Here is a 12,929-nt window from a genome sequence, read left to right as displayed (position 1 = left end):
ACAGATTTGCATTAGAGGGTGCTTTATATGGAGTTTGAGATATATGCTGATATTTTTTTTATTATTAATTTTTTTATGAACTTCTCTGTTTTATGGGTTTCAGCTTTTATTATTAAGAATAGAATAAAAATATCAAAAATATTTGGAGGAGCCTTTATAATAACAATACTTTACATGGTAATGTTATTTAATAGTTTTTTTCATAGATTTTATGGTATTTTTGCCGGTCAGATTATATTGATTTTAGGTGTTATATTTGTTTTTAAACCTTCAACATTATACAAAACTTTTATACATACTGTTAGAACAGACATAATTTCAGCCTTTTTTTGTGGAATTATAATTATGCTTTCAAATATTTTTCAAGGCTTTGATGAAAGCATTTTAAGTATATACAGGGGATTTTCAAGTAAAATAATGATACTTTCGGCAATTTTTGTATATTTATTAATTTTTGTTTTTAGAAAATATATTTTAAAAACTCTTAATTGCGAAAAATTTTGTAATGCAGAAATATTTTTTAATAATAAAAGTATAAAACTCACAGCTCTTATAGACACAGGAAATGAACTTAAAGACCCTTTAAGCGGAAAATCGGCTATAATTGCCCAGACAATAGATATAGTTAAACTTTTTGATACTGATACAGCTATATCAATACTTGAAAATGCAAGAGCTGAGCCGGAAATAATAATAGGAAGTATAAAAAATAGTGATTTATTAAAAAAAATAAGACTTCTTCCTTTTAAAAGTATTGATAATGATAGAGGGCTTATGATTGGATTTTTGGCAGATAAAATTAAAATAACTTTGTCGGACGGTCGGCAAAGAGAGATTGAAAATATTACTGTTGGAATGTATGGTGGAGAGCTTTCACCTAAAAGAATTTATAAAGCTGTACTTGATTATGAGAGTTGTAATTTTTAGGAGGGGTTTGATTTGAATATACGATTTTGGATTTTTAAAATAAAGTATGAAATTCGTATTATTTTTAACAGATTGAGAAGAAAAACTTTTGATGAAATATATTACATAGGCGGAAGTGATGTTTTTCCTCCGCCTCTTACACCAGAGGAGGAAAATGCACTTATGGAAAAATTAGGCGGTGATGAGGATAATACAATAAAAGCTGTTCTTATTGAGAGAAATCTTAGACTTGTGGTTTATATAGCAAGAAAATTTGAAAATACGGGTATAAATGTTGAGGACCTTATATCTATTGGTACAATAGGACTTATAAAAGCTATAAATACATTTAATCCTGAAAAGAAAATAAAACTTGCTACCTATGCATCAAGATGTATAGAAAATGAAATACTTATGTACCTTAGAAGAAATAGCCGTATACGTTTAGAGGTTTCAATAGATGAGCCTTTGAATGTAGATTGGGAGGGTAACGAACTTCTTTTATCTGATATATTGGGAACCGATAATGATGTTATTTATAAAGATATTGAAAATGAGGTTGATAGAGAGCTTTTAAAAAAAGCTATGAATAAATTGTCTAAGAGAGAAAAAAAGATTGTAAGTTTAAGATTTGGCGTTATGGGTGACGGTGAGGAAAAAACTCAAAAAGAGGTTGCTGATATGTTGGGTATTTCACAGTCTTATATATCACGTCTCGAAAAGAAAATTATTTCTCGTCTTAAAAAAGAAATTAATAAAATGGTATAATTTATTGACAGATTATATATTTTTGCTGTATGGTTTATATATAATAAGTATATAAAAATGTAAAGGGGCGGTGGAAATGAATACCATGAATCTTACAGAAGACGGAAAAATTAAAACCATACGGTATTTAAAGGCAACTCATGAGGACTTTGCAAAATTAGTAAATGAAGGTAAAAAGGTCATTGATGAGTTTAATACTATGGAAAGTAAAACCGGAATTACTATGGAGATGTGTAAAGAAAAGATTAAAGAAGGTAAAATTGATACTGTTACCATTGACGGAGAGGAAAAAGATATACTTTGGCTTTATACATATTATGTGGAGAAAAAATCAATACTTGACGGCTATAACAGAGCCTATAAATTCCTTATGGAGGAGGGCGTTGATGAACTTCTTCTTTCAATAGATATAGGTCCTGAAAGCTATAATTATAACTTTTATAAACTTTGTCTTGAAAATTAATTTTTGCGGCGGTATATCCGCCGTTTTTTTAGTTGTATTTTATTTTTTATCAATTTATAATTATGAAGCACAATAAAACATAATAAGTACAATAAGGAGGGATAATATGGCAAAAACTGATGAGCTTTTTAAAAAACTTTTGATTGAAAAAACTGTTGAGTGTGAAAAATTAACAGGAATAAAGGGTGAGAAATTTATTCAGAATATTGAAAAATTTGGAGCTGTTGAGGCTTGTAGAAATACTCTTAAAAGAAAACAATATTTTAATGGATTTTTACAGTTAAAAGAAAAAAACAGACTTGATTTATCTGTGGAGGCTCTTGTGACTGACAGTAGATTTTCAACCCTTTTCAGTGATGATGAAGTTAATTTCTGTTTTGAAAGTTTATGCGAAGCCGGATATTTTAACTAAAAAAATAAAAGTGCGTTATAAAAACGCACTTTTTTGTTTTAATAAAAACTGCTTACTATTGGAACTATAAAAACTGTCATAACTCCTGCAATAACTATTGATAAACTTCCCATAGCTCCCACAAGCTCATCAATCTGTATTGCTCTTGATGTTCCTATGGCGTGAGTTGCTGTTCCAACAGATAGACCAAGAGCTATTTTATTGTCAATTTTAAATATTTTTGAAAATACTGTTATAAATGCAGCTCCTATAATTCCTGATACAACAACGCCTACACAGGTTACACCTGAAATTCCTCCAAGTTCTTCTGTTATTCCTAAAGCTATGGCTAAAGTAACTGATTTTGGCATTAAACCATAAAAAACTGAGTCGGATATATTCCAAAGTTTAGAGAGTATAAATATTGTCATTGTACAGGATATACAGCCACAAAATATACTTATGAGTATTGCCCATAAATTCTTTTTTAATATTGACATCTGTCTGTAAAGAGGTATGGCAAAAGCCACGGTTGCAGGTGTAAGCATAAATTGAAACATACTTCCTCCTATATAATAGTCTTCATAATCTATTCCTGTTATTAATAGAAAAACTATTACAAATATTATAGCTATCAATAGAGGATTGAATATTACAAGTTTTGTTTTACGGTTTATTATAATACCTATTTGAAAAGCTATTATTGTCAAGAATATACCGAAAAGCCCGTTTCCGAATACATCACTGTAAACATTTGAGAACATTTAATCTTTACCACCTTTCTGTATATTCATTATAATTTGCGCAACCTTTCCTGTGATAAAGAAACTTATTACTGTCGATATTATTATTACACCGAATATTTTAAATATTTCTCCTCTTATAGCTCCATAGCTTGTTATAAGTCCTGCACCTACTGGAACAAACATTATTGTCATTATTGAAAGAAGAAAATCGGCGGCAATTTCAACTTGCTCAAGTTTTACTGCTTTTACACATAAAAGTATGAACATTACAATCATACCCCATACACTGCCCGGCACTGGTAATGGTATTATACTGTTTAGAAATGTTCCAAAAAGTGAAACACCAATTATTATGCCAAACTGAATTAGTCCATTCATAAAAATTCGCCTCCATATAAATTTATTTATTTAATTTCCTGATAAAAGCCTAACCCCTAACTCCATTATTAAAAATTTTTATTATATTAATTAATTTCGTTTTTTCATACTAAAGTATCTGCGAAAATATTCTGTCAAAATTTTTGAAGGCTATTTTTTCAGCAGTTTCTTTTCCATATCTTTTATAAATTTCAGTTACAATTTTTGATATACATGAAACTTCCAAAAGCCCTTCTGGTGCACTTTCTATTCCGTCATAGTCACAGCCGAAACCTATAATATCATCACCGGCAATATTTATTATATGGTCTATATGTCTCATAACATCATCAATATTACAATGTTCTTTTTCTGAAACAAAATTACTGTAAAGGTTTATACCCATAACACCACCAATATTTTTGAGCTCAATGATTTGTTCATCAGTTAGATTTCTTTTTGAATTACATATTGTCCTTGAATTTGAATGACTTGCTATAAAAGGTTTATCTGAAATTCTTAAAACATCATAAAAACCTTTGTCACAGAGATGAGATACATCTACAATCATACCTTTTTTATTCATATGTTTTACAACATTTTTTCCGAAGTCTGTAAGATTTTCATCACCATAAAAAGCCCCACAGCCAATATGATTTTTATAGTTCCATGTTAAAGTCATAAGTCTTACACCTTTTTCATAAAAATCTTCAAGTTTTTCAAGACTTCCTTCTATGGCTTCACCACCTTCAATTGATAATATTGAAGATATTATGTTGTTTTTTCTGTTTTTAATTATGTCATTGTATGTATTTACATGAGATATAATATTGCTGTTTTTATTGATTTCAGCATTATAAAAATCTATACAACGACAAGTTTCATTATATGCATCAGAATAGTATTCTTTTTCAAGCCATATAGCAAATGTTTCTGTTGAAACTGTGTTTTTCATTCTTTCCAAGTCAATATGAATATTGTTCTTAAAAAGATTTTGATTTTCTCTTTTACATTTTACAATGGTGTCACAATGCATATCTGTTATTTTTATATTTTCTGTCATTTTCACAAAAACACCTCTTAGATACATGATAATAAAATTATATCATAAATCTATATTAAAATTACAACTAAAAAACAGAGACTAAATATTTAGCCTCTGTTTTATTTGATTTTAAATATAATCAAGAACATCTTTTACAGCTGATATATGAGATTTTATAACATTTTCAAGTTCTTCTTTGTTTTCTTCTTCTAAGAGTCTTACAATAGTTTTATGTTCGTCAAAAAGTTTTCTCTGTTTTGATGAAGGCATTTTTGCCATTGTATAAAGATAGAAAGCTGAGCCTACACTCCAGTTTGTATCGTAAAGTCTTAAAAGCTGTTCGTTGTCTGAAAGTTCTACAAGTGCTCTATGAAAATCAGACTCAATAGAAGATGCCATTCTGTAATCATCGTCATTTATTTCATCAAATTTATGAAGAATGTCTTTCATATATTTGAGTTTATCAGGATTTTTTAAGACATTTTCAACTGCTTTTTTTACAGCATATGTTTCAAGTAACATTCTTACTTCTATTATGTCTTTTATTTGTTTTTTGGAAAGCTGTCTTACAATAGTTCCTCGTCTTGGAATTGCCTCTGCAAGACCTTCGGCAACTAGCCTATTTATTGCTGCATTTACAGGTGTACGGCTTATCCCCAATTCCTCCGCAATATCCTGTGTAGAAAGTTTTTTTCCTGCTTCATATTTTCCTGTAAGAATATTTTCACGTATGACAGCAAGAGCGTACTCAAGTAATGATGTTGGCTGTTCCATTTTTATTCCCCACTTTTTTATACATTATTATTTGGTAAACTTTGTATTTTAAAATTATTATACTAACATAAATATGTTTTGTAAATGTTATACACTTATATTTTACTAAAGTTATATACAAATTGAAATATATGGTCTAAAATTAAATAAAACTTTATTGATAATATTTATTAAAGGGGAATTTGTTGTGTTTTCATATGAAATAATAGATTATATAGAAAAATATAAAAAGAAATTTTTTGATGTAAGTAAAGATATATGGGATTTGGCTGAATGTAGATATGAGGAATATAAATCAGCTGAAATTTTTGCAAATTTATTGGAAGATGAAGGTTTTGAAGTTGAAAGAGGAATAGGAAAAATACCTACTGCTTTTAGTGGTAAATTTGGAGAGGGTAAGCCTTATATTGCAATATTGGGAGAGTATGACGCTCTTGAAGGTTTAAGTCAAAAGAGAGATACTTTTTGTTACTCTCCTTTGGAGGGTAAAAATTCAGGTCATGGCTGTGGTCATAATATACTTGGTGTGGCTGCTCTTATGGCTGCTTGTGCCCTTAAATATGCTGTTGAAAAGGGTGATTTGAAGGGTACAATATACTTTTTTGGATGTCCTGCTGAGGAGAATGGCTCTGGTAAAACATTCATGGTTAGAGAAGGAGTTTTTGGTGGAATGGATATAGTTTTAGCTTGGCACCCTGAGTGTATAACTACTATAACTCCTTCTGGCTGTTATGCTCATAATGGAAAGTATTATAGTTTTAAGGGCAAGGCTTCCCATGCTGCCGCTGCTCCTGAACTTGGAAGAAGTGCTCTTGATGCTGTGGAGCTTATGAATGTAGGTTCAAATTTCCTTCGTGAACATATACCAACAGAGGCCAAAATACACTATGCTATAACTAATGCTGGAGGAATGTCTCCTAATATAGTTCAGGAAAATGCAGAGGTTTTATACACTGTTAGAGCTCCTAAAATGGATATGGTGTTATCTATAACAGAGCGTGTTGATAATATTGCAAAAGGTGCTGCTCTTATGACAGGAACAGAAGTAAGTGAAAGAACTGTAAATTCTTATGCTGACATTATAACAAACAGTGTTATAAATAATGTTATTGAAAATGTTATGAATTATATATTACCAATAGATTATACAGAAGATGAGTTTTTATATGCTGAAAAATTCTGCAATACTTTTGATGATATGGCTATAAAATCTGTTGCTTCAAGATTTGTAAAAGAGGGTATATCTCAAAGTGAAGCTGATATTTTAACATCTAAAAGTATTTATACGGATTTACCTAAGTTTGTTCATTTTAATGCTTCAACAGATGCGGGAGATGTAAGCCATATTGCACCTTTGGGACATTTTACACTTACTTGTTTTGCTATGGGAACAGCTTTACATACATGGCAGATTACATCACAGGGGCTTTCTTCAATAGCTTTTAAGGGATTAGTTGCTGCTTCTAAAATAATAGCTTTAACAGCTTTTGAATTTTTATGTGATGAAAAACTTGTTGAAAAGGCAAGAGAGGAATTTGAAAATAGTATAAAAGAAAATCCTTATATATGTGGTATACCTGAAAATGTTTTCCCTGTATAATATTTAAAAATAAAAAAGATATTATTCTAATGTTTGGAATAATATCTTTTTTATTTTATAAGCCTATATTCATCATTCTATAAACCATTGTTCCATATTCTTCAAGAAGTTTTTCTAATGACTCTGCATTATATTCCTGACAGACTGTTTGATTTTCAATTGTTTTGGAGGCAAATTCATTTATACTTGATACAATATATTTATTATTTATTGTATAGAGATTTGGCCCTTTTCCTGTTCTGTATGCTTTGTGGTTTTTAAGGAAAGCTTTTTTGTCGTTGGCAAAAACCGATAATAATAATGAATAGTTGTTTGAAAATACTGCTTCATCATCTATCACAGCAAATCTTATATTTGGATTTCTCTTTGATATATCTATAATCTTTTTGAGATGTTCCATTCTCTCATCAACAGTGAGATTATATATAACATCTGTATAGAATATTTCTCCATTGCTTATATATTTTAAAACGGAAGAACTTAAAATGAAGAATGTTATTTGACGTTTTTCAAATATTTCTTCCCATGTAATCTGAAGATTACGTATCATAGCTTCTATATTGTCATAAGGAATTTGTTCTTTAGCTGTTTCAACAATGTTATCTATAACACTTGCAGGCAATAAAAATTCAAATCCTGTTGTTATAAAGAAATTGAATTTTGTTCTTGAATAAAAATCTGTTCTGTATGATTTTTTACTTAATTCCTCAGAAGAACAACTGTGAATTAGGAGACTTTGGGATTTGAATTTGTATTTAAAGAATGAATATATTTTGTTTACATCATCTTCATCTGTTATACTTACTCCAAAGTCCATATGCCCATCATTTCCATAGGATATAAATTCTGCAAATGAATTTTTTACAGCAATAACATTTGCGTTTTTAAGTTCTCTGCCGTCATAAAAATTAAAATATATATTGTTATTATTATTTATAAGCATATAAATCTCTTTTATGTATGAAAGGGAATTACCATTGAACTCATCAATATCAAGGGCAATGTGAAATTTTATTTTTATATTTGGATTTTCTAATAAAGGGTCAAGAGTGTTTATATATTTGAGACATTTACAAATATCAACAGACCAAAGTATATTAACATCATCAGTAGAGTTTTCTATTACATTATTTATTTTTTTAATTATATTTTCCAAAACTTGTTTTTTTGTTAATGAAGGAAAATTTTCAGGTTTTGTTGAATTTTTTGAAATATCATTTCCTGATGAACTTCTGTAACATGAATTAAGTGCTGACTCTATATTTTCTGCAAATTGTATACAGTAATCTTCACTTGTTTCGTCCGCAGGAAGTATAACATCTTCAAAATCAAAAAAAAAGTCATCTTCTCTTTCTTGAGAAATCACTTCTTTAGCAAAAACTTTAGAAAGTTTCTTGTTTATAACAGATATTGTTCGAGGGGTAGGAAGAAGCCCTTTATTACACCATTTACTTATGTATGATATATCATAACCGGTTTCTCTTGCCAGTACCGCCATTTTTGTATTAGTAAAAACAATAAGTTTTTTTAGAAGTTCACCATATTTCATAAATAACCTCCTTAAAATCCTTTATATATATCACTATACATAAAGTTGAATATGTTGAACAATTCAAGAGCCTTTTTTATATATGACTAGGTTCTATATTTTAATTCAATTAAAATTATAGCATACATATATGTGTAATTCAAAATAATTTTAAGTAGATTTTCATTTATATTAATGTTTTTCGTTATAAAAATATATAAAAAATCAATTGAATTCAATTGAATTCAATATTAATTAATATAAAAAGTGTATAAAAAACAGGTATAATTACAAATATACACAAAATTTTATCGTTTTTATTGAATTTATTGTTTCAATATCAGTCAATAACTGGTATTTTATTTCAAATTGTGTAGAGGCTATAATAAAAGTGTAAAACAGCTACGGCAAACAAACCAAGGAAAAAAGTATTTAGTTTTTAACACAATAAAAATAATAAAACTGACGACTTATTTAACTCTTACAGTAATAAAAAACATTTTAAAAATTTACATCATAAAACATAATATTACAATAAGATTCCTAAACCCTAACTAACCATTTACCGCCGTAGCTGTCATAAAATTTTTGCAGAGGAGGAGTATTCATTTGAAAAAAGTAAAAATATTAACTGCCCGTCAAGCGGCCGATTTGGTAAAGGACGGTGACGTTATTACGACAAGTGGATTTGTTGCCTCTTGTAATGCGGAAGCACTTTGTAAAGCACTGGAAGAAAGATTTATTGAAACAGGTTCTCCTAAAAATCTTACTCTTATATATGCTGCATCTCAGGGAAATAGAGACGGCAGAGGAGCTGACCATCTTGCTCATGAGGGACTTTTAAAAAGAGCCATTGCAGGACATTGGAACACAGCTCCAAAACTTGCACAGCTTGCCCTTGATAACAAAATTGAAGGATATAACATTCCTCAGGGAACTCTCCTTCATATGTTTAGAGACTTGGCAGGAAATAAAATTGGAACAATAACAACGGTAGGACTTGAAACATTCGTTGACCCTAGAAATGGCGGGGGAAAACTTAACAGCATTACAAAAGACGATTTATCAAAAATAATTGAGATAGAAGGAACAGAACAGATTTTTTATAAGGCTTATCCAATAGATATTGCTTTTATAAGAGCTACATATGCTGATGAATGTGGAAATATAAGTTTTGAAAGAGAGATAACTCCTCTTGAAGGTACATCTGTTGCACAAGCTGTAAGCAATAGAGGTGGAACTGTTATTGTACAGGTTGAAAAGGTTGTTAAAGCAGGAACACTTGACCCTAAACTTGTAAAAATACCAGGTATATGTGTATCAGCCGTTGTTGTGGCTGACCCAATAGACCATCAACAGAGTTTTGACTGTGATTATAATCCGGCTCTTACAGGTGAGATAAGAGAGGAAACAGGAGATAATGTTAAACCTGTAAAATTAGATGCAAAGAAAATCATAGGCAGACGAGGAGCTATGGAACTTACAGAGGGAAGTGCTGTAAACCTTGGAATTGGTGCTCCTGAATATGTTGCTAAGGTTGCTGCTGAAGAAGGAATTGGAGATTATATGACTCTTACCGTAGAGTCTGGGCCTGTTGGAGGAATACCTCAGGGTGGGCTTAGATTTGGTTCTTCATTAAATCCTGATTGTCTTCTTGACCAACCTTATCAGTTTGACTTCTATGACGGAGGCGGACTTGATATAGCATACCTTGGACTTGCTCAATGTGATGAAAAAGGAAATATAAATGTAAGCCGTTTCGGTCCAAGAATTGCCGGATGTGGCGGATTTATAAATATAACACAAAATTCAAAGAAAGTTATATTCTGTGGTACTTTCACTGCTGGAGGATTAAAAATAAAATCCGGTGATGGAAAAGTTGAGATACTTCAGGAAGGACGAGAAAAGAAATTTATAAAAGATGTTGAACAGATTACTTTCAGCGGAAACTATGCTAACAAAAAAGGACAGACTGTTATGTATATAACTGAAAGAGCTGTTTTTGAACTTAAAGAAGACGGTGTTCATCTTACAGAGGTTGCACCGGGAATAGATGTACAAACACAAATTATTGACCTTATGGATTTTAAACCTATTATAGGTGATTTAAGGGTTATGGATGAGAGAATATTTAAAGATGAAATTATGGGTATAAAATAAAAATTTGATTAATTAAATGGAGGATGATATTATGAAACCTATGAGAATGCACCATGTTGGAATTGTTTTACCAGAATTATCTTATGCACAAGATTTAATTGATATGTTTGGTCTTGAAGTTGATTATAAAGGATTTGTTAATGCTTATCATGCTGACCTTATTTTCACAAAATACGGCGAAAAAGAAAGCCCAATAGAATTCATTATACCTAAAGAAGGAGTTCTTACAAAATTCAATAATGGTAAAGGTGGTATTGCTCACATCGCTTTTGAAGTAGATGATATTGAAGCTTGCAGTAAAGAACTTATTGATAGAGGATTTGAAATGCTTGAAAAAGCTCCTGTTGAAGGAACAAGTGATATTATTGTAAACTTCTTAAGACCAAGATATTCTCACGGAATACTTGTTGAACTTGTTCAGACAGTTGGAGAAATTAAAAGAGATTAATTTTTAATACATATTTATATGGTATAATGTTTTAGTTTGAATAAATTTTTGTATTTATTTGCAATGACTAAATGACAATGTTATAAAGTTTTACTACACGGGTTAGGAGGGTTCTTTATGGAACTATTATTAGCAATTTCGCCTATAGCCATTGTAATAATAGGTGTTGTAGGTCTTAAAAAACCTGCTACAATCGTTTCTGTAATATCACTTATATATACTATATTCCTTGGAATGCTTTATTTCCATATGGAAAATAGTGTTATAATTGCACAGACAACAAATGGTATGATTGAAGGTGCCAAAATGGTATTTATGATTTGGTCAGCATTCCTTGTGCTTAACCTTCTTATAAATACAGGTGCAATGGATAAAATTAAAGAAATTATAGCAGACCTTACTGTTGACAGAAGAAAACAGTTTATAATTATAGCTTTCTGTTTTGGTGGTTTCCTTGAAGGTGTTGCAGGTGCTGGTACTCCTGCTGCTATTGCTGCACCATTCCTTGTTGCACTTGGTATACCTCCACTTTCAGCAGTAGTTGGCGCACTTGTTTTTAATGGTATTGCTGCATCATTAGGTGCTGCTGGTCTTACAACAATAGGTGGTTTTGCTGCTTTCGTATCAACTAATCCTCCTATTGTAGATGTTATGGAAATATCAAGATATACATCATTTATCCATTTCTTTGGTTCATTAATTGCACCAATATTAGTTCTTGTTATTCTTTGGGGTAGAAAAGCAATAGATAAGGGAATTGTTAAATTTGCTCTTGTAACAGGATTTGCATATGGTGGATGTATGGTTCTTGTAGCTACATTTGTAGGTGCTGAATTCCCTACAATATGTGCTGGATTAGGCTCACTTGTTGTATCAATATTATATATAAAACTTTTCTGTAAAAATGAAGTAGTTCCAGAAGAACATAGATATGTTCCTGACCCAACAAAACCAAGAAGTACAATGCCTGCCTATAAAGCTTTATCAGCTTATGGTATACTTCTTGTAGCTCTTCCAACAGTAAGATTTTTTGCTCCTGACTGGTTTATAGGACTTGGATTTGCTGTTTGGATTGGTATAACAATTACTTGTGTCTGTCTTGTATCAGCAGTTATATTAAAAGATATACCTGCTATGCCTAAACATATGAAAGAAGCTTTCTTAAGTGTATTCGGCGCACTTATAGCTATGGCAGCTCTTGTTGCTCTTTCAAACCTTATGAAATCTGGTGGACTTCTCTCAATAATAGCAAAAGCACTTGCAGATGTGCTTGGTCCTGTTTATCCAGCAGTTGCTGTTATTATCGGTTCACTTGGTTCATTCGTTGCTGGTACAACAACAGGTTCAAATATACTTTTTGCTCCTATGCATTATGAGGCTTGTAATATATTAGGATTTAATGTTCCTGTTGTATTTGCAGCACAGAGTGCTGGAGGTGCTTTAGGTAACATGATTTGTACAAACAATGTTGTTGCTGTATGTGCAACAGTTGGCTTTAGAGGACAGGAAGGCCTTATTATGAGAAAAGTATTTAAACCTATATGTATATTGTGGGTTGTATACTGTTTACTTGCACTCCTTTATTCTTATGTCCTTTTCCCGGTATAAGAATAATAATATAATAAACTCTCTTTAAAATGTCTAATGAAAACGCAATCAAGCAAGAAAAAAGTCTTGGGATTTTTCCCTAGACTTTTTTCTTGCTTTTTTGTTATTATGGTATAAGGCTTGCTTATGGTCTCT

Annotated in this window: 13 protein-coding genes; 8 read left to right on the top strand and 5 right to left on the bottom strand. The window is 30.7% G+C overall.

Features of this window, described 5'->3' with window-relative positions; translation table 11 throughout:
* Positions 1–27: 27 nt before the first annotated feature.
* From B5E58_RS01375 to B5E58_RS01360, 4 genes are all read left to right on the top strand, one after another.
* Complete coding sequence (locus B5E58_RS01375; protein ID WP_088107884.1) at positions 28–927, top strand: sigma-E processing peptidase SpoIIGA; 900 nt, start codon at positions 28–30, stop codon at positions 925–927.
* 39 nt (positions 928–966) lie between these two features.
* A complete protein-coding gene (gene sigE / locus B5E58_RS01370; protein ID WP_242956573.1) occupies positions 967–1,674 on the top strand; it encodes an RNA polymerase sporulation sigma factor SigE in 708 nt (235 codons plus the stop codon).
* 76 nt (positions 1,675–1,750) lie between these two features.
* Positions 1,751–2,137: a hypothetical protein gene (locus B5E58_RS01365; protein WP_088107883.1), complete on the top strand. Its 387-nt coding sequence runs from the start codon at positions 1,751–1,753 to the stop codon at positions 2,135–2,137.
* A gap of 106 nt (positions 2,138–2,243) precedes the next feature.
* The gene (locus B5E58_RS01360) at positions 2,244–2,549 is read left to right on the top strand and encodes a hypothetical protein (RefSeq protein WP_088107882.1); all 306 of its coding nucleotides are present in this window, start codon (positions 2,244–2,246) and stop codon (positions 2,547–2,549) included.
* 38 nt (positions 2,550–2,587) lie between these two features.
* Here B5E58_RS01360 and B5E58_RS01355 read toward each other — a convergent pair whose 3' ends face one another.
* From B5E58_RS01355 to B5E58_RS01340, 4 genes are all read right to left on the bottom strand, one after another.
* A complete protein-coding gene (locus B5E58_RS01355; RefSeq protein WP_088107881.1) occupies positions 2,588–3,292 on the bottom strand; it encodes an LrgB family protein in 705 nt (234 codons plus the stop codon).
* Complete coding sequence (locus B5E58_RS01350) at positions 3,293–3,652, bottom strand: CidA/LrgA family protein (protein ID WP_088107880.1); 360 nt, start codon at positions 3,650–3,652, stop codon at positions 3,293–3,295.
* 109 nt (positions 3,653–3,761) lie between these two features.
* On the bottom strand, positions 3,762–4,694 hold the full coding sequence (locus B5E58_RS01345; protein ID WP_242956572.1) for a dipeptidase: 933 nt from the start codon (positions 4,692–4,694) through the stop codon (positions 3,762–3,764).
* A 111-nt stretch (positions 4,695–4,805) separates the two neighbouring features.
* A complete protein-coding gene (locus tag B5E58_RS01340) occupies positions 4,806–5,450 on the bottom strand; it encodes a GntR family transcriptional regulator (protein ID WP_088107878.1) in 645 nt (214 codons plus the stop codon).
* Positions 5,451–5,637: 187 nt separating this feature from the next.
* Between B5E58_RS01340 and B5E58_RS01335 the strand changes: the two genes are divergently transcribed.
* Complete coding sequence (locus tag B5E58_RS01335; protein ID WP_158097633.1) at positions 5,638–7,050, top strand: amidohydrolase; 1,413 nt, start codon at positions 5,638–5,640, stop codon at positions 7,048–7,050.
* Between the two features lie 55 nt (positions 7,051–7,105).
* On the opposite strand, the gene B5E58_RS01330 is transcribed toward B5E58_RS01335, so the two are convergent.
* Positions 7,106–8,599: a hypothetical protein gene (locus tag B5E58_RS01330; protein WP_088107876.1), complete on the bottom strand. Its 1,494-nt coding sequence runs from the start codon at positions 8,597–8,599 to the stop codon at positions 7,106–7,108.
* 588 nt (positions 8,600–9,187) lie between these two features.
* Between B5E58_RS01330 and B5E58_RS01325 the strand changes: the two genes are divergently transcribed.
* From B5E58_RS01325 to B5E58_RS01315, 3 genes are all read left to right on the top strand, one after another.
* Positions 9,188–10,738 (top strand): acyl CoA:acetate/3-ketoacid CoA transferase, encoded by a 1,551-nt coding sequence (locus tag B5E58_RS01325; RefSeq protein ID WP_088107875.1) that lies wholly within the window; start codon positions 9,188–9,190, stop codon positions 10,736–10,738.
* A gap of 31 nt (positions 10,739–10,769) precedes the next feature.
* Positions 10,770–11,186 carry a VOC family protein gene (locus B5E58_RS01320; RefSeq protein WP_088107874.1) on the top strand — a complete coding sequence of 139 codons (417 nt, stop codon included), beginning with the start codon at positions 10,770–10,772 and terminating at the stop codon, positions 11,184–11,186.
* Positions 11,187–11,303: 117 nt separating this feature from the next.
* Complete coding sequence (locus B5E58_RS01315) at positions 11,304–12,794, top strand: L-lactate permease (RefSeq protein WP_088107873.1); 1,491 nt, start codon at positions 11,304–11,306, stop codon at positions 12,792–12,794.
* Positions 12,795–12,929 lie beyond the last annotated feature (135 nt).

Origin of the sequence: Tyzzerella sp. An114, from assembly GCF_002161055.1 — a bacterium.
Taxonomy (GTDB): Bacteria; Bacillota; Clostridia; order Lachnospirales; family Anaerotignaceae; genus Fimicola; species Fimicola cottocaccae.
The sequence above is the reverse complement of the archived record's forward strand: the minus strand, read 5'-3'. Positions and strand labels throughout refer to the sequence as shown.